Source organism: Candidatus Marinarcus aquaticus, from assembly GCF_004116335.1.
GTDB lineage: Bacteria > Campylobacterota > Campylobacteria > Campylobacterales > Arcobacteraceae > Marinarcus > Marinarcus aquaticus.
Genome location: NZ_PDKN01000003.1, coordinates 46,603 through 63,629, shown reverse-complemented (window position 1 = coordinate 63,629; position 17,027 = coordinate 46,603). Strand labels below are relative to the sequence as shown.

General features: G+C 35.6%; 17 protein-coding genes and 1 pseudogene. 7 read left to right on the top strand and 11 right to left on the bottom strand.

What is annotated here, in order from left to right:
* Position 1: 1 nt before the first annotated feature.
* From pstC to rpsT, 6 genes and pseudogenes are all read right to left on the bottom strand, one after another.
* The gene (gene pstC / locus CRV04_RS05195; protein ID WP_228126499.1) at positions 2–931 is read right to left on the bottom strand and encodes a phosphate ABC transporter permease subunit PstC; all 930 of its coding nucleotides are present in this window, start codon (positions 929–931) and stop codon (positions 2–4) included.
* 195 nt (positions 932–1,126) lie between these two features.
* Positions 1,127–1,192 (bottom strand): annotated as a pseudogene (locus CRV04_RS13035) (hypothetical protein); the annotation flags it as partial.
* A gap of 150 nt (positions 1,193–1,342) precedes the next feature.
* Positions 1,343–2,380: a PstS family phosphate ABC transporter substrate-binding protein gene (locus CRV04_RS05190; protein WP_128995765.1), complete on the bottom strand. Its 1,038-nt coding sequence runs from the start codon at positions 2,378–2,380 to the stop codon at positions 1,343–1,345.
* 60 nt (positions 2,381–2,440) lie between these two features.
* Positions 2,441–4,177: a GGDEF domain-containing protein gene (locus tag CRV04_RS05185; RefSeq protein WP_128995764.1), complete on the bottom strand. Its 1,737-nt coding sequence runs from the start codon at positions 4,175–4,177 to the stop codon at positions 2,441–2,443.
* Positions 4,178–4,363: 186 nt separating this feature from the next.
* Entirely contained in the window at positions 4,364–5,431 is a 1,068-nt protein-coding gene (gene prfA / locus CRV04_RS05180) for a peptide chain release factor 1 (protein WP_128995763.1), read from the bottom strand.
* Positions 5,432–5,452: 21 nt separating this feature from the next.
* Positions 5,453–5,713 carry a 30S ribosomal protein S20 gene (gene rpsT / locus CRV04_RS05175; protein ID WP_128995762.1) on the bottom strand — a complete coding sequence of 87 codons (261 nt, stop codon included), beginning with the start codon at positions 5,711–5,713 and terminating at the stop codon, positions 5,453–5,455.
* Positions 5,714–5,799: 86 nt separating this feature from the next.
* Between rpsT and glmM the strand changes: the two genes are divergently transcribed.
* From glmM to CRV04_RS05145, 6 genes are all read left to right on the top strand, one after another.
* Positions 5,800–7,134: a phosphoglucosamine mutase gene (glmM, locus tag CRV04_RS05170; protein ID WP_128995761.1), complete on the top strand. Its 1,335-nt coding sequence runs from the start codon at positions 5,800–5,802 to the stop codon at positions 7,132–7,134.
* The gene (gene lspA, locus CRV04_RS05165) at positions 7,131–7,610 is read left to right on the top strand and encodes a signal peptidase II (RefSeq protein ID WP_128995760.1); all 480 of its coding nucleotides are present in this window, start codon (positions 7,131–7,133) and stop codon (positions 7,608–7,610) included. The genes glmM and lspA overlap by 4 nt, the downstream gene beginning before the upstream one ends.
* A 58-nt stretch (positions 7,611–7,668) precedes the next feature.
* A complete protein-coding gene (gene leuC / locus CRV04_RS05160) occupies positions 7,669–8,937 on the top strand; it encodes a 3-isopropylmalate dehydratase large subunit (RefSeq protein ID WP_128995759.1) in 1,269 nt (422 codons plus the stop codon).
* A gap of 14 nt (positions 8,938–8,951) precedes the next feature.
* Positions 8,952–9,569, top strand: coding sequence for a molybdenum cofactor guanylyltransferase MobA (gene mobA / locus CRV04_RS05155; RefSeq protein ID WP_128995758.1), 618 nt, complete (start codon positions 8,952–8,954; stop codon positions 9,567–9,569).
* 124 nt (positions 9,570–9,693) lie between these two features.
* Entirely contained in the window at positions 9,694–11,160 is a 1,467-nt protein-coding gene (locus CRV04_RS05150) for an NAD(P)/FAD-dependent oxidoreductase (RefSeq protein WP_128995757.1), read from the top strand.
* Between the two features lie 63 nt (positions 11,161–11,223).
* Positions 11,224–11,454 carry a hypothetical protein gene (locus CRV04_RS05145; protein ID WP_128995756.1) on the top strand — a complete coding sequence of 77 codons (231 nt, stop codon included), beginning with the start codon at positions 11,224–11,226 and terminating at the stop codon, positions 11,452–11,454.
* Positions 11,455–11,539: 85 nt separating this feature from the next.
* Here CRV04_RS05145 and rplT read toward each other — a convergent pair whose 3' ends face one another.
* The 4 genes from rplT to thrS all read right to left on the bottom strand — a co-directional run bounded on the left by rplT (position 11,540) and on the right by thrS (position 14,746).
* Positions 11,540–11,899, bottom strand: coding sequence for a 50S ribosomal protein L20 (gene rplT, locus CRV04_RS05140; RefSeq protein WP_128995755.1), 360 nt, complete (start codon positions 11,897–11,899; stop codon positions 11,540–11,542).
* 101 nt (positions 11,900–12,000) lie between these two features.
* A complete protein-coding gene (gene rpmI, locus CRV04_RS05135) occupies positions 12,001–12,198 on the bottom strand; it encodes a 50S ribosomal protein L35 (RefSeq protein WP_128995754.1) in 198 nt (65 codons plus the stop codon).
* A 203-nt stretch (positions 12,199–12,401) separates the two neighbouring features.
* Positions 12,402–12,908 carry a translation initiation factor IF-3 gene (infC, locus tag CRV04_RS05130; RefSeq protein ID WP_228126498.1) on the bottom strand — a complete coding sequence of 169 codons (507 nt, stop codon included), beginning with the start codon at positions 12,906–12,908 and terminating at the stop codon, positions 12,402–12,404.
* A gap of 29 nt (positions 12,909–12,937) precedes the next feature.
* On the bottom strand, positions 12,938–14,746 hold the full coding sequence (thrS, locus tag CRV04_RS05125) for a threonine--tRNA ligase (RefSeq protein ID WP_128995752.1): 1,809 nt from the start codon (positions 14,744–14,746) through the stop codon (positions 12,938–12,940).
* 123 nt (positions 14,747–14,869) lie between these two features.
* Here thrS and CRV04_RS05120 point away from each other — a divergent pair, with 123 nt between their 5' ends.
* Positions 14,870–15,382: a hypothetical protein gene (locus tag CRV04_RS05120; RefSeq protein WP_128995751.1), complete on the top strand. Its 513-nt coding sequence runs from the start codon at positions 14,870–14,872 to the stop codon at positions 15,380–15,382.
* Positions 15,383–15,408: 26 nt separating this feature from the next.
* Here CRV04_RS05120 and CRV04_RS05115 read toward each other — a convergent pair whose 3' ends face one another.
* Positions 15,409–16,929 (bottom strand): DUF3373 family protein, encoded by a 1,521-nt coding sequence (locus CRV04_RS05115; RefSeq protein WP_228126482.1) that lies wholly within the window; start codon positions 16,927–16,929, stop codon positions 15,409–15,411.
* Between the last annotated feature and the right edge of the window lie 98 nt (positions 16,930–17,027).

The following is a 17,027-nucleotide window of genomic DNA, read 5'->3' as shown; positions in this document are numbered from 1 at the left end:
CTTACAGATTCGAAATTTTATATTTTTGGTGGAATTTTCTAATGGTTGTAATTGAAATAATATTAATAATAAGAGTTACAACAAATAGAACCAAACCAAGCGCAAAGGCTGAAAGCGTTAATGAACTGTCAAATTCTTGGTCCCCTACAAGAGACTCTACGATTTTAACTGTAACGGTGGTCATATCTTCTAAAGGGTTCATGGTTAAGTTTGGTCGTAAACTTGCTGCCATTACAACAATCATGGTTTCACCCAATGCTCTTGAAATACCCAATAACACAGCAGCAATAATCCCTGGCATGGCTGAAGGAATAACAACAAACATAATCGTTTCTGCTTTGTTCATTCCAAGGGCTAATGAACCGTTTCGAATGTTTTGTGGCACAGAGCTGATAACGTCATCACTTAAACTGGAAATAATAGGAATAATCATGATCCCCATCACCACACCTGCACCCAATGCACTTCGATATGATGCATCAATACCCAAAGCACTGAAAACATTCACAATAAAAGGTGCCACAGTAATGGCCGCAAAGAATCCATACACAACGGTTGGAATACCTGCTAAAATCTCAAGAGTGGGTTTAATCGTATTTCGCACTTTCTTGCTCGCATACTCTGACATAAACACCGCACTTAAAATACCAATAGGTACTGCTACAGCCATCGCAATAAGAGTAATATAAAAGGTACCAGCAAAAATAGGCACTGCACCAAATTGTGCTTGGGCAACACCTTCAGTTGCTCGTCCAGCACCCTCTAAAAAGGCTGTATCAGGATTCCAATCGGTACCAAAAATAAATCCAAAAAAGCTTTCACGTTGGAAAAAATGAATTGATTCGAAAATAATTGAAAAAAGAATACCAAAAGTGGTCAATACTGAAATAAGTGAAGCGAAGATAAGAACAATTCGAATAAAAGACTCAATAGAGTCACGAGCTTTTGTAGTTGGGCTTAAACGTTTAACAACAAAAATAAGTGAAATGGCCCCTAAAGCTAAAGATGAAATAACAATAAGCATGGGTGGAACAGATTTTAGTCCAAACAGATATAAAAACATTACAGTCACTAAAAGCATGATCACAGGAAGCCCTGTATAAAGTGCGGTAAACCATCCATATTGCTCAGGTTGAGAGTTTATATGAATGCCTTTATTTGATATGACTTGAGCTTTATTTTTTCCAATCATATAGGCAATAAAGATGAGTGGAATAAGCCCTCCAAAGAATATCAAATATAAAGAGTCATTTGACATAGAATAACCTTTCTTTTCTAACTAATAAAACCTCTACTTAAATAAGCAGAGGTTTTATAGGATTTTATTTTAATAATGTTCTATTTATTTTACTGGTAGAACTGTTTTGTGTTTAACCATATCAGCAGTTAAAAGTGTTCTTGCTTTTACAGAAGCTTGAACCTCTTTAAGCATTTTGTCTTGCATAGGGATTAAACCAATGTTTCTTAAAACACCTTTTGGTCCAATCATTGCTTTTGTAGCATAAAGATCTAAGAACTCAGCAACACCTTTAACTTTTCCAATGTGCCCATTTTTCATATACATAAACAGACTTCTTGATACTGGGTATTTCCCGTTTGCAATATTTTCAGCAGTTGGCGCAATTCCATTTAAAGTCACACCATTGATTTTGTCATGGTTCTCTTCTAAGAAGCTGTAACCGAAGTAACCTAAAGCGGCTTTATCTTGTGTTAATTGTTGAACGATTAAATTGTCGTTTTCACCACCAGGGATATATGCACCATCCGTTCTGATTTTTTTGTATTTCCCACCATAGATTTTAAAGTTTTTAGAAGCGTGTTCCATCACCATTTCATCAAATGAGTCTCTTGTTCCAGATGTTGTTGGAGCACCAATCATTCTGATTTCTCTGTTTGGTAATGAAGGGTCAATATCACTCCATTTTTTATATGGGTTAGGGATCAATTTTTTACCATCTTTTGAAGGAACTTCTTGTGCTAATGCTAAGAAAATTTGCTCTTTTGTTAAGTTTAATGGAGCATTGTCATTGCTTTGAGCAATTGCAATCCCATCATATCCTACCATGAAACCAGTGATCTCTTTTACACCATTTTTTTGACACGTTGCGAACTCTTTATCTTTCATTGGTCGTGAAGCATTTGTAAAACTTGGAGTATCAACTCCTGCACCTGCACAGAAAATTTTCATACCACCACCTGAACCAGTTGATTCAACGACAGGTGTTTTAAAACCCGTTGTCGCACCAAATTCTTCAGCAACGTAACTTGTAAATGGGTAAACAGTAGATGACCCAACAATTCTAATTTGATCATTTGCTCCTAAAGATGAAGCAACAGTAGCAGCAGCAATTAATGCTAAAGCAGATTTTCTTAAATTCATTTTCAACTCCGTGTGTTAATTTCTATGGTGAAATTGTAAGACACGTCAGTTACACTTTGGTTACAAGCACACTCCGATAGGATTGGTGGCTTTTTTAGAGACTTTTTTGATTTTTCCTAATGTAAAATCGAAGTTCTTTTTAACTGTTTTTGGACCAATTTCTACAATGGCACAAGCCACAGAGAGCAGTTTGAACTCTCGTTGAATATTAAATCGGTCAGTGCACACCATGAATTCTCTTTCACGATCTTCTTTGTTGTAAAGATTGGCAACGGAGGATTCAAACTCTCTTTGAATGGTATGTGCAAATTCATATACGGTTTCATAATCATACTCTTTAAAGCCAATAAAGAAATCATCTCCTCCAATGTGTCCAATAAAGACATCGCTTGGCAGCAGTTTTTGAAGCAGTTCTGAAAAGATTAAAATGGCACGATCTCCTTGTCTGAAACCATACGAATCATTAAAGGGTTTAAAATCATTGAAATCGAAATAGAGCATATGAAAGCCCATCTCATTTCTGAGTTGTTTGAAACTTTTATAGATATACTCTTCAATTTGGTTGTTCCCAGGAAGTTTGGTTAATGGGTTTTGATTTTTTGCAATCTCAATGGTACGTTTATGTGAAAGTGAAAGCAAAGAGTTGACATTGATAAAGCCATGATACTTATTGGCTTTGGTGACAAAAATTCCTCGGGAGTGATCTTGATTCATATTGTATATTTCTAATGTTTTATCAATTCCCCATGTCGCTTCTACACAAAGTGCTGGTTTTAAAAACTTACACAAGTTACTGCTGTACGACACATTTTTGGCCAATGACAAACCATATTGAGAGTAGGATATTTTTTTAATATCCACTTCATAAATGACCCCTTTTAAGTGGTCATAATTATCAACAATGGGTACAAACGTATTATGAGGTTGGTTTTTAAAGTATAAAAAAAGATCATGCAGTGATGTATTGATATTGATGGGTTTGATGTATTCAATGAAACTGGAATCAATATTGTTTTTGTTTTCATCTCGTCGGTCTTGTTTTAAGAGTTTGAGGATGTTTTTATATATGGGTTCAATTTGTTTGACTTTGATGGTGGGTTTTTGTACCAAAAAGCCTTGAATAAAATCCACACCCATATCTTTACACGTATAATACTCCTCTTTTTTCTCAATCCCTTCAGCAACCACTTTCATTCCCATGGTGTGCGCCATGTCAATTATGGAAGTACAAAAAAGCTTTTTCTTTGAGTCATTATGAATATTCGTAATAAAAAAACGATCGAGTTTGATGATATTGGCTTCACTGTAATAAAGAAGTTTTAGACCCGATACTCCAATACCAAAATCATCAATGGCAATGCTGTAACCATCTTTTTTATACTTTTGAATCATAGAGGAAAGAGCACTTTGTTCTATCATGCTTCCCTTTTCACTCAGTTCAAAACAGATGGCATCTTTTTTTAACCCATTCTCTTCAAGCAGTTTGGCTGTTTGTCCTTGTGGACAGTTCTTACTGTAGATGATTCGATTATCTAAGTTATAAAAGAGTTTGACATTTTCAATATCAAGCATTTTGAGTTTTTTAATCGCTTTTTTTCGAAGCTCTAAATCGACTTGATAAAGAAGGTCATCTTCAAAAGCACAATCAAAAAGATTTTGTATGTTGTGGTATTCTGTTGCAATCTCCACATTTCTAAGAAGTGCTTCTACGCCATAAATCTTTCCAGTATAGGTGTGGATAATGGGTTGAAAAGCGAAATCTAACTTATTAAGTATATTAATCCATTTTTCTAACATATAAATCCTTTATAAGTTAGGTATTTTATAATTAGATCTTGGACTATTTTGTTCGCGCTTAAAACAGAGGAAGATCTAATTATAAAATCAGACATCTCTAAATATTAGAAACAGATGTGAAATTGTAGAGTATTATGGTTACAGTATGATTACGTGGAATGGTTTATATAAGAAAAGCCAAGGGACTTATAGTCCACTGGCTTCCATAAGTTGAGCTTGGTGATTGGCAATGAGTGGGTCAATGATTTCATCAAAAACCCCATCTTCCATTATGTTTTCTAAACGATAGAGTGTCAAGTTAATACGATGATCACTCACTCGGTTTTGAGGATAGTTATAGGTACGAATTCGTCCACTTCTATCACCGGTACCCACTTGCTCTTTTCGGTTGGCACCCTCTTTCTCTTGTTGTTCTTGCATCTGAAGGTCATATAGCCTTGCTTTTAAAACCTTCATTGCTTTCTCTTTGTTTTTGTGTTGTGATTTTTGGTCTTGGTTAGTCACCACTATACCTGTTGGTAAGTGAGTGATTCGAACCGCACTGTCTGTTGTATTTACAGACTGACCACCACAACCAGATGAACGCATTACATCTATTTTTAAATCATTTGGGTTAATTTCAATTTCAACATCATCAATTTCTGGCATCACTGCTACTGTGATTGCTGAAGTATGAACTCTTCCTTGTGACTCTGTTGCTGGTACCCTTTGAACTCGGTGTGTTCCACCTTCGAATTTTAATCGACTGTAGACCTGATCACCTTTTACGAGAAAAACCATCTCTTTATAGCCACCAGCTTCACTCTCACTTGAGCTCATGACTTCTACTTTCCAACCCTTAAGTTCTGCATATCGTAAATAGGCTCTAAATAAATCCCCTACGAAAATGGCAGCTTCATCACCACCTGTACCAGCACGAAGTTCCAAATAGATGTTTTTATCATCATTTGGATCTTTGGGTACAAGTAAAATTTTGATCTCAGACTCAAGTTCTATTTTTTTAGGTTCTAACTCTTTAAGTTCCTCTTTTGCCAATTCACCTAATTCGCTGTCTTCTAAAAGTTGTTTGTTCTCTTCGATATCATGAATAACTTGTAAATACTCTTTTGCAGCATTTACAATTGCTTCAAGACTCGATTGCTCTTTTGAAAGCTCCGTCATCTTTTTGATATTTGTTGTGATGTCTGGAGAAACCAATAAATTATTGATCTCTTCATAACGATCAAGAAAGGGTTGAAGTTTATCTTGTAACATATATTTGTACGGTTAAGTCGATTATAGTGCGTTCACTTTTACTTGTAATCTACTTACTTTTCTAGCAGCATTACCTTTTTTTAATACACCTTTTGCAACGCAGTGGTGAAGGTATTTATTCGCTGTTTTCATTGCTTCTAAAGCTTTATCTTTATCAGCAGCCTCTACCGCAGATAAAACATCTTTTGTGATGTTTTTAATTCTTGTTTTGTAGAATCTGTTTCGCTCAGTTCTAACCTTAGTTTGTCGTGCTCTTTTCTCAGCAGATTTGTGATTTGCCATTTTAATTTTAACCTCTTTATAAAATTTTTAAGGGTAGAATACTACAGAAAATATCTTTAAAGAAAGTTTAAACTTAGGAAGTGGTAATGAAACTATTCGGTACCGACGGAGTACGGGGAAAAGCGGGCGAATTCCTAGATGCAATGACCGCTATGAAATTGGCAATGGCAGCAGGAATATTTTTTAGAAAACAGTCATATACGAACAAAATTTTAGTGGGTAAAGATACCAGACGTAGTGGATACATGATAGAAAACGCATTGGTCAGTGGTTTAACCGCAGTGGGATATGACGTGATTCAAATTGGTCCTATGCCCACACCTGCGATTGCTTACTTAACAGAGAGCATGCGATGTGATGCAGGAATCATGCTTTCAGCTTCTCATAATCCCTTTGATGACAATGGAATTAAATTTTTTAACAAAAACGGAGATAAGTTGGGTACAGGATGTGAAGCAGAGATAGAGAAAATCTTTTATAACGATGAACTTATTAAAAGCTCACAAGTAACTGGAAAACAAATTGGCGCTTCAAAAAGAATTGATGATGTTATAGGACGATACATCGTCTCAATTAAGAGCTCTTTTCCTAAAGATTTATCGCTTAATGGCATGAGAATTGTCCTTGATTGTGCCAATGGAGCAGCTTATAAAGTAGGACCAACGATTCTTGAAGAGCTTGGGGCTGAAGTGATTACCATTAACAATAAACCCAATGGATACAACATCAACGAAGATTGTGGTGCGCTGCATCCTAAAAATGTGGGGAAAATCGTACAAGAAGTACGTGCAGATATTGGAATTGCTTTAGATGGAGATGCCGATAGACTGGTGATTGTTGATGAAAATGGTGAAGTCGTACACGGGGATAAACTTATTGGTGCGTTGTGTGTCTATTTGCATCAAGAAAAATTGCTCAAAGGACAAACTTGCGTGGCAACGGTCATGAGTAATAAAGCATTGGAAGATTATCTGCAAAGGTATGAGCTTAAACTCAACCGTACGGATGTGGGTGATAAATATATTTTGATGGATATGAAAGATAATGACTTGAACTTTGGTGGTGAGCAAAGTGGGCACATCATTTTTGGTGATGTGGCAAAAACTGGAGATGGTCTGGCTTCAGCGCTTCAAGTATTGGCCATGCTGATTAAAAGCGGTAAAAAAGCGAGTGAAGTACTCAATGCATTTGAACTCTATCCACAACTTTTGGTGAACTTGAATGTGAGTCAAAAACTGCCACTTGATCAAATTGAAGGTTTAGAAGAAGAGCTTGAAAGCATTCGATCTCAAGGTATTCGAGACCTTATTCGATACTCAGGAACAGAGAATAAAATGCGATTGCTTTTAGAAGGTAAAGATGAAAAAGAAGTGAAAAAAGCTATGGACAAACTCGTAGCGTTTATTCAAAGTAAAATATGAAACAACGATACCTTGTTGCAATACTTCTGTTTGTAGCAATTTTAATCATTGACCAATACGTCAAGATGTTGTTTGTCAATGGTTTAGAGTATGAAGGAGAGTGTCTCTCTTTTGTTTTGGCATACAATTATGGTGTGGCATTTTCAATGTTCGCATTTTTAGCAGAGTATTTAAAATACATACAAATTGCACTTTTATTAGGTGGGGCGATTTATCTGCTGCTTAATAAATCGGTTTTAAACTACTACTTGTTACCTGTAGCACTTCTGTACGCTGGTGGTATCGGGAATATTATTGATCGATTTGTACATGGAGCGGTGGTGGATTATGTCTATTGGCATTGTGGATTTGAATTTGCTATTTTCAACTTAGCTGATGTGATTATCGACTTGGCAGTGGTATTAATCATATGGTTTCAGTTTAAATCTTCTAAAAAAGAAAAAGCAGAAAAAAACAACACGCATTTGGGCTCTTAAAAAAATTTTAGATATAATCGCTCAAAATTAATTAAAAATGAAAAATATAGGTAAACACATGGGACAAACTATTACAGAAAAAATATTCAGTGAACACGTTGGAAGAGAGGTCTACGCAGGTGAGATTGTTCGAAGTCCAATTGATATGGTTATTGGAAATGACATTACAACGCCAATCTCTATTAAAGCCTTCGAAGAGGGTGGTTTTGAAAAACTGGCCAACCCTGAAGGATTTGCTATTGTACTGGATCACTTTATTCCTGCAAAAGATATTGCATCTGCAAACCAAGCAAAAATCTCGAGAGATTTTGCAATGAAGCACGACTTAAAATACTTTTTTGATGAAAAAGATATGGGTATTGAACATGCACTTTTACCAGAGAAAGGGTTGGTATTACCAGGAGATGTCATCATTGGTGCAGATTCACACACCTGTACACATGGTGCGCTAGGAGCATTTTCTACAGGAATGGGAAGTACCGATATCTCATTTGGAATGATCACAGGTGGAAACTGGTTTAAAGTACCTGAGTCAATTAAAGTAATCTTTAAAGGAAAACCATCTGAGTTTGTTACAGGGAAAGATTTGATCTTAGAGATTATACGAATTTTAGGTGTAGATGGTGCCTTGTATAAAGCATTGGAGTTTACAGGAGATGCCATCCAATACTTAAGCATGGATGACCGATTCAGTTTATGTAATATGGCCATTGAAGCAGGAGCTAAAAACGGTATTGTGGCATACGATGAAATCACAAAAGAGTTTTTAGATTCAAGAGACTCTTTACGAGCTGAACCAAAAATTCATTACTCTGATGACGATGCAAACTACTGTCAAGTCATTGAAATTGATGTAGAAAAATTAGAGCCAGTGATTGCATACCCATTTTTACCATCTAATGGCCACTCTGTTTCTCAAGCAGTTGCGGATGAAATCAGAGTAGACCAAGTATTTATTGGAAGCTGTACCAACGGACGATTGAGTGACTTTAAAATCGCTGCAGAGATTCTAAAAGATAAAAAAGTGGCTCGACATGTACGATTGATTTTAACACCAGGGACTCAAAAAATCTTAAGAGATGCGACAAAACTGGGATACATTGATACATTAGTAGATGCAGGTGCAGTGGTTTCTAATCCTACCTGTGGAGCATGTTTAGGTGGATACATGGGGATTTTGGGAGATGATGAAGTGTGTATCTCTACTACAAACAGAAATTTTGTGGGACGAATGGGTTCACGAAGCTCTAAAATCTACTTAGCCAACTCTGCTGTGGCAGCTGCTTCAGCAATCTCAGGTTACATCACTGACCCAAGAAGCTTATAAAAGCAGTGTAAGCGATGAATAACGTCACTTCAACGCTTACGAATAACAAGAACACTCCCATCGTTATTTTGTGCGGTGGGAAGAGTTCACGAATGCAACGGGATAAATCTCTTCTGCCATTTAATGACTATACTTCGCTCATCCAATATCAATATGAACGACTCAAATCTGAGTTTACTGATGTATATATCTCTACTAAAAAGCATAAATTTGATTTCTTAGATTCAAAGCATGAGGATATTATTTATGACAAAGATGAAGAGTACTCGCCTATCGTTGCTTTACAAACTATCTTTGAAACACTCAAAAGTGAAAAAGTCTGTATTATTACGGTTGATACACCATTGATAACAACAGTAACGATTAATAAACTCATCAATGCATCTTTGGCTTCTGATATTACGATTGCAACAACATCAAATAGAGAGCATAATCTTTGTGGTGTCTTTTCTAAGAATGTTTTATCTTTTATTAAAAACATGCTTAGAAAAAATATACACAAAGTTGGTTACTTATTGAAACACTCACGTACAAACTACTTAAAGTGCGAAAATGAAGAAGAGTTTCTCAATATGAACACCCCCGATGACTACAAAGCCGCGCTGGCACGTATAAGTCTGACTAATAAGTAAATTTAAAATCTCTTTATATAAGTAATACTTATAATTAAAATAAGAATATTAAGTAATTTTTAAGTTTCATATTATTTCTTTTTTGTTACCCTACAAACAACCGAAAAATGTAAAAGGAATTCAAATGTTAAAGAAGGATCTTCAAGAGTCTTTAGAGATTATTGACAATGAATTGAAAAAACAAGGATTGTCAAGAAGGGATGCACTGAAAGTTGCTGGTATTGGTTCAGCTGCATTTTTATTAAATGGAAGCGAAGCGGAAGCTGCAACTTCTGCGCAAGCAAGTGATGCAAAAGCTAAAATTGTTATTGTTGGTGGGGGATTATCGGGTATTGCTACTGCAGCGAGATTAACCAACACGTTATCTAACCCAGATATTACGATTATTGAGCCAAACCCAAAATCAGTCTCTTACCAACCAGGTAATACATTGATTGCTTCAGGTGTGTATACAAAAGATGATATCATGTACGATACAAAAGATTTCGTACCAAGTGGTGTAACAATGATTCAAGATAAAGCCGTAGAGTTTGATCCTGAAAACAATAAGTTAACAACTGAAAAAGGTCAAGTGGTTAATTATGACTTTTTAATTGTTGCAGCAGGATTAAAACTCAACTTTGGACAAATTGCTGGATTAGAGTCAATTGGAGAAGCGTATACTTTAGGTGATGCTTCTAAAATTTTAAAGACATTTGCTAACTCAGGTGTCTCTTCAATTTATTCAACAGATGGTGCTGTGGCTACTTGGGAAAACATGCAAAAATTTGTGAACGATGCCAAAGCAGGAAAACAAGTAAAAGGTGTATTTACACACCCTAATACTTCAATTAAATGTGGTGGAGCTCCAAAGAAAATCATGTACCTAACAAATTCTAGATTGGTTGAAGCAGGTGCAAGAAAAAATGCAGAATTAACATTCTATCCAAATGGTGGAACCATGTTTGGTGTACCAGAATATCATGAAGCCATTGTTAATCAATTTAAAGCAAGAGATATGAAATGGAACTATAACCACAACTTAACAGGTGTGGATTTAGAGAAGAAGATTGCTACATTTGACCACCACTGGAAAGAAAAAGGTGAATATGATGTAGATTTAGAAGAGTACTCAATGGTTACAAAACATGAAAATGTTGAAGTGCCATTTGACTTCTTACACATCACACCTCCAATGAAAGCTCCAGATGAGATTGGTAACTCTCCTATTGGTTCAGCTAAAGGTTGGGTACCAGTAAATAAAGAGACACTGCAACACGTTAAATATGATAACATTTTCTCAATTGGAGATATTGCAGCTGTTCCTATGGGGAAAACGGGTGGAAGTGTTAGAAAACAATATAAAGTATTGGTGGATAACTTAGTTGCAGCAATGGAAGGTAAACCATTAACTTCGAAATATGAAGGGTATACTGTTTGTCCATTGATTACGGATATTGGAAAAGTTATGCTTGCAGAGTTTAACTGGACAAAAAAACCAACACCTTCATTCCCATTAGATCCAACTCAAGAGAGATATATCTGGTGGATATTAAAAGTGTATATGTTAAAACCAATGACAATGTACGGTATGCTTTCTGGAAAAGCATAATTCAAATTTTGAATAACAAAAAGCCTCAAACAGAAAAGTTTGGGGCTTTTTTATTGAGGGAAAATGAAAAGAGAGCTGATAATATTTGTAGGAATATTCCTTATTTTAACGTTGGGTATGCATCATAAGGAGTGGTTTTCACACCCCATAGAGCATCTGCAACATCTTCCAAATGCGGGAGCATATGGTATAGGAGCCATACATCCATTGGTGTTTACATTGGTTGTGTATGTGATGGGTTGGGTACCAAGAGGTATCTATAGGTTAATTAAAAGAAGCTCTAAAAATAAATAGGAATAATTTCTGGGTTTTTGTTACGAGCAATAAAAAAGGGTCATAGTCTCCTATAACCCTTTTTTTATAAGTTGCAAATTTAAAATTATTTGTTTAATGCAGCTTTTGCAGCTTCTACAACAGTAGTAAATGCAGCAGCATCATTCATTGCCATGTCTGCTAAGATTTTTCTATCTAAATCAATTCCCGCTAATTTAATACCGTTCATGAATCTTGAATAGTTGATATCATTTAATCTACAAGCCGCATTGATTCTTACAATCCAAAGCTTTCTGATATCTCTTTTTTTCTGTCTTCTGTCTCTGTAAGCGTATACTAAAGAGTGCTCTAATTGCTCTTTCGCTTTTCTAAAGTGTTTTCTTCTACCGCTAAAAAATCCTCTAGCAGCTTTTAATACTTTTTTGTGTCTTCTTCTTCGAACTACACCCGTTTTTACTCTAGGCATCTATCTTCCTTTACCGTATATTTTTCCAATAATAGGTGTCGATGTTTCCATCGAACTTGTCCACATTTTGTGGAGGGACATGCAACTATACGAAAGTATAATTACGCTTGGTTTAACATTCTTTTAACTCTTGTTGAATCAACATCAGCAATAGTTTGTGGGTTTCTAAGATTTCTTTTTCTTTTAGGTGACTTTTTAGTTAAAATGTGACTTCTAAACGCTGATCCACATTTAATAGAACCATTTTTTTTCACTTTAAATCTTTTTAAAGCTCCACTGTTAGATTTCATCTTTGGCATCTTGGATTCCTCCTTTTAAATTTGCAATTTCTTTATTTAGGGCACCTCTAAAAATTTTTCTTTCTATGAATATTATTAATTCTTAGAGGTACCCTTTATAGAAAAAGTTTGTGATTTTACTTAAAATAAGCTTTATATTTGGTTAAGTTATTTGAACATAGGAAAGATGCCTGATAAAAAATCAGACATCTGTGAGGTGGGAGTTAGTTTTTCTTCTCTTCTTTTTTAGGTAATGCCATCATATTAACGTATCGACCTTCAAGTTTTGGAGCTTTGTCCATAACTGCAATGTCTTCAACCATTGGCCATACTTTTTCAAGAACTTCCACACCAGATTCAGGGTGAGCCATCTCTCGACCTTTTAAGAAAACTCTGAATTTTACATGGTTCCCTGCTTCTAAGAACTCTCGGGCATGTTTGACTTTATAGTTGATGTCGTTGTCTGCAATTTTAACAGAGAGTTTAATCTCTTTAACCACAATCACTTTTTGCTTTTTCTTTGCCTCTTTTTTCTTTTTCTCTTGTTGGTATTTAAATTTACCATAATCCATGATTTTAGCTACTGGAGGTTGTGCATCTGGTGCAATAAGAACAAGATCTAATCCATCGTCTTCTGCCATTTTTAATGCATCTCTTGTTGGGATGATACCATAGTTGGTACCATCATCATTCATACACCTTACTTCTTTTGCAGTAATGTCCTCATTCATTATTGCATCGTCTTTTTTTGTTTGTCTACTCAAACTTCACTCCCATTTTTGATTTCTTTTAATAGTGAGATAAACTCATCTTTACTTAATTCAGATTGCTCTCGTTTTCTTCTGTCTCGCAAGGCAATTCGTTGATTTTCAACTTCTGCATCGCCAATAACAACAATCATCGGAACTCTCTGTTTCTCTGCGGTTCGAATACGTTTATTCAAACTCTCGTTTTTATTAAAGATTTTACTGTCAATCTCTAATTGTAATAACTCATTTTGAAGTTGTTGTGCATACGCATTGTGTTGCTCTGCAATTGGTATGAAAATGACTTGTGTTGGTGCAATAACAAATGGGAACTCCCCGGCATAATGCTCTGTTAAAATACCAATGAATCGTTCAAATGAACCAAGGATGGCTCGGTGAATCATCACTGGTCGCTCTTTTTCACCATTTTCATTCACATATTCAACATCAAATCGCTCTGGTAAGTTCATATCTACTTGAACCGTACCACATTGCCATTTTCGTCCAATGGCATCAAGGATTTTGATGTCAATTTTTGGACCATAAAAGGCTCCTCCACCTTCATCAATGCCATAGCTGTAACCATTTTCATCTAAAGCATCCATGATACCTTTAGTGGTTGTTTCCCAAAATGTATCATCCCCAATAGCCTTTTTAGGTTTGGTGGATACTTCCATTTCATATTTGAACTCAAATAGGTTCATTAAACTGTCAACAAAACTAAGAACATCAAAAATAACCTCTTTGATTTGAGTTGGTGTACAAAAAATATGAGCATCATCTTGAGTAAACTCTCTTACTCTGAATAATCCGTGCATTACACCTGATTTTTCATGTCTGTGAACCACTCCATACTCAAAAAACTTCAACGGTAAATCTTTATATGAAACCAGTGAGTTTTTAAAGATTTGAATGTGTCCCACACAGTTCATAGGTTTAATACCATACTCTTGACCATCAATTTCAGTGAAATACATGTTCTCTTTATAGTTGGCATAGTGACCAGATTTTACCCATTGGTTGGCTTTTAAAATCTCAGGACCACGTACGGGTTCATAACCTCTGATACGGTGTGCTTTGTATAAAAGTTGTTCGATTTTACCTCGAAGTCGTGCTCCATTTGGAAGCCAAAGTGGTAATCCTGCACCAATATCGTCATTAAAGGTAAAGAGTTCTAACTCTGTTCCCAGTTTTCTATGGTCTCGTTTTTTTGCCTCTTCAAGTTGTGTTACATACTCTTTGAGTTTTGCTTTATCAAAAAAAGCAATTCCATAGATTCGCGTGATCATCTCATTTTCTTCATCCCCGCCTACATACGCTCCAGCAATTCTTGTGAGCTTAAAGGTTCTTACCATTCTGGTATTTGGAACATGAGGTCCTCGACATAAATCTTCAAAATCACCTTGTTTATAAATTGTCAGTGAATCTGAATCGATATTTTTTAGTACAGCTTGCTTAAGTTCATCGCCTGCAAATTTTTCTTCAATTTGTGCTCGTGTATACTCTTGCCGTTCAATAGGAAATTTTTCCCCAGCTAACTCTTTCATTTTCTTTTCAATTTTAGGAAGATCTTCTTCACTGATTTTTGAATCGACTTTAAAGTCATAGTAAAACCCTTCGTTTACTACTGGACCTACGAAAAATTTAGCTTCTGGATAGAGTTCTTTAATGGCTTGAGCCATGAGATGAGCACAAGAGTGTCTTAAGATTTCTAAAGCCTCTTTTGAGTCATCGGCTTTTATCTCTTCACCTTGGATATTCAAGGCATCCGCAGTCTGAAGGTCATAAATTTGACCATCTTTTAATACACCAATTGGTTCCAATAAGTTCCTTTCTTTTCTTTTTCTTTTATCATTATAGATGATTTTTTCATAAAATAACACTATTTTAGCTTAATAAGACTTAAAAAATTGTGCTGTAATTATATTTTGGTTACAATAGTCGTTATGATTCTCAATATATCAAAAATAAAAACAGAAGCTTTACTGCTTTTTTGTAAAGACATTATTTTAACTTATCAAGATGCCGATGAATTCTCTTTTGATGTAAATGAAGAGACACATCATTACATCAATTCTATGACCCATGATATTTTACAACAACTTGAAAACCTGACGAAATCACACGAATACTATTTAACTAATCGAGACAACTCTCGTATTAAAGCGATTTTGCTTTCATATGAGCATATCAACAAATCCTTAAGTAAAGAGTTAAAGGATGGAAAACCCTTTAACCCTTCGATGCTTTACTTCTCTATGTTGGCAACATGGTTTGCGGAACTGCAAAAAGAATCTCGCAGTAAAGAGTACATCTATTTTATTATTTACCCGTATGCCAATGTGTATGATAAATTGTTAATTAATATCAAAGATAAAGAGTTTAAAGCACTCAACGTCTCCATGATCAATATTGCAGAAAAAATTATTTGGGAATTAGAACAGTATAAGTTTGTATAAAAAAGAGAGTAGAACTCCCTTTTTTATTAGAACCGGTATCGAATATTTGCTGTAAAGTTTTCAGCTTCTTCAACTGCTGTTGCAGCTTGTGGATTTCCCATTGACATTGGGGTACCATAGTCTCCAAAGAATCCATTACTTCCTGTATAATCGTAATCAATTTTTGTATATCGAAGTGTAAAACTTAACGCATCCGTTAACTTTTGGTGTCTGTAAACTTCCCACGCTGTACCACGTGCGGCAATTTTACTTCCGACCATTGTGTCTTCACCATACGTGATTGAACGCCAATATTTACTCCCTTTGTTCCACTCAACACCAATTCGTGCATCATCGGTGATGGGACAAGGCATATTAAGTCCTAAAAGGTATGAGTGACCACGCTCTGTGTTGCTTGAACCTAACATCATCTCTCCTGAGTCAGGGTCTGTTTTACTCATGGCATAAGAAGCAAAGAAAGTCGTATCATCTAAAAAGTCAGAGATACCATTTCCAATACCAAATGCTTTGAACATCACAGTGGCTAACTCAATATCACCGAAGTTATAGAATTTACCGTTTTCATCTGCCATTCCATCACCATTTCGGTCTTTGTTACCAATTAAGTTCCATGCTTTTGCATAGTTCATGTGAACAGAGTATTGACCATCGTCATAAGGGACAAAAATGATTCCCGCCATGTCTACATTTTCAGCGGTGTCATTATCTTCTAAGTAGTCTGTTCCATCAGAAGAGAATCGAAGTTTCGCATTGGTCAACCCTCGACCGGCACAAAACTTCAACCACATCCCAGGTACCCCTGTGATTTTATCTAAGTTAAATCGAGCACTTAATCCATCAAACTCTACGTTAACCGTATGAGAAAGAGCAGATTTTCTCTCTTGATCCGCTCGATAATTGATTCCTAAACCGTCTGTTGAAGGTCGTCGACCCACAGATGCAGTCCATGAAATATCATCATTACCTAAAAATGAACTGTTAGAGTATAACCAGAAAGCTTCTTTTACCTTAACTTCATTGTCATTGGTTGCCGCTTCATTGGTGATCCAGTCAAAGCTTGCATTGTTTGCAGTTCCACCTGCATTTGTAATATCCGCTCGGTTATCACCATAAAGTTTGTTATACGATAATGTACCAAAGAACGATGAATTTTCATCTGCTTGGAATTTCATGTTTAACCACAATCGGTTTGACATGATTCCATCATTGGTTCGTTTTTCACCATTGGCCAATTTGTATGATACATTGTCCACTTGAGTTCTAAAGTCAACATCCCATTTGATGTTATCCCCGGCATCATGGATTTTTACATCAGTGATGTTCTCTTTATTCTTCTTAACTTTTTTTTCAACTTTGACCAATTTTTTATCTTGGTTTTTAAGTTGATCCTCCAGTTTTTTATTTTGATTGTTCAGTTTTGCTTCCAGTTGTGCAATTTGAGCTTTTAAAGCTTCAAGTTGCTTTAATACATCTGCATCCGTAGCTGCATATGATGTTGTGCTCAGTGCTGCTACCGCACTTAAAGCAAGCAGTTGTTTTTTTATCATATAGACTCCTTTTTCCCTATAAATGATTATACGCCTCTAAATTTTAAGCATATCTTAAAATTGTATTACTTTTTCTTATATTAATTATAACTAAAAAA

Excerpts from the sequence above, each read along its gene's own strand:
- rpsT (WP_128995762.1), bottom strand. The coding sequence starts at position 5,713 with ATGGCAAATCACAAATCTGCTGAGAAAAGAGCACGACAAACTAAGGTT.
- CRV04_RS05115 (WP_228126482.1), bottom strand. The coding sequence starts at position 16,929 with ATGATAAAAAAACAACTGCTTGCTTTAAGTGCGGTAGCAGCACTGAGC.
- infC (WP_228126498.1), bottom strand. The coding sequence starts at position 12,908 with ATGAATGAGGACATTACTGCAAAAGAAGTAAGGTGTATGAATGATGAT.
- prfA (WP_128995763.1), bottom strand. The coding sequence starts at position 5,431 with ATGTTACAAGATAAACTTCAACCCTTTCTTGATCGTTATGAAGAGATC.
- CRV04_RS05145 (WP_128995756.1), top strand. The coding sequence starts at position 11,224 with ATGAAAAGAGAGCTGATAATATTTGTAGGAATATTCCTTATTTTAACG.
- lspA (WP_128995760.1), top strand. The coding sequence starts at position 7,131 with ATGAAACAACGATACCTTGTTGCAATACTTCTGTTTGTAGCAATTTTA.
- glmM (WP_128995761.1), top strand. The coding sequence starts at position 5,800 with ATGAAACTATTCGGTACCGACGGAGTACGGGGAAAAGCGGGCGAATTC.
- CRV04_RS05120 (WP_128995751.1), top strand. The coding sequence starts at position 14,870 with ATGATTCTCAATATATCAAAAATAAAAACAGAAGCTTTACTGCTTTTT.
- rpmI (WP_128995754.1), bottom strand. The coding sequence starts at position 12,198 with ATGCCAAAGATGAAATCTAACAGTGGAGCTTTAAAAAGATTTAAAGTG.
- CRV04_RS05185 (WP_128995764.1), bottom strand. The coding sequence starts at position 4,177 with ATGTTAGAAAAATGGATTAATATACTTAATAAGTTAGATTTCGCTTTT.
- CRV04_RS05190 (WP_128995765.1), bottom strand. The coding sequence starts at position 2,380 with ATGAATTTAAGAAAATCTGCTTTAGCATTAATTGCTGCTGCTACTGTT.
- rplT (WP_128995755.1), bottom strand. The coding sequence starts at position 11,899 with ATGCCTAGAGTAAAAACGGGTGTAGTTCGAAGAAGAAGACACAAAAAA.
- mobA (WP_128995758.1), top strand. The coding sequence starts at position 8,952 with ATGAATAACGTCACTTCAACGCTTACGAATAACAAGAACACTCCCATC.
- leuC (WP_128995759.1), top strand. The coding sequence starts at position 7,669 with ATGGGACAAACTATTACAGAAAAAATATTCAGTGAACACGTTGGAAGA.
- CRV04_RS05150 (WP_128995757.1), top strand. The coding sequence starts at position 9,694 with ATGTTAAAGAAGGATCTTCAAGAGTCTTTAGAGATTATTGACAATGAA.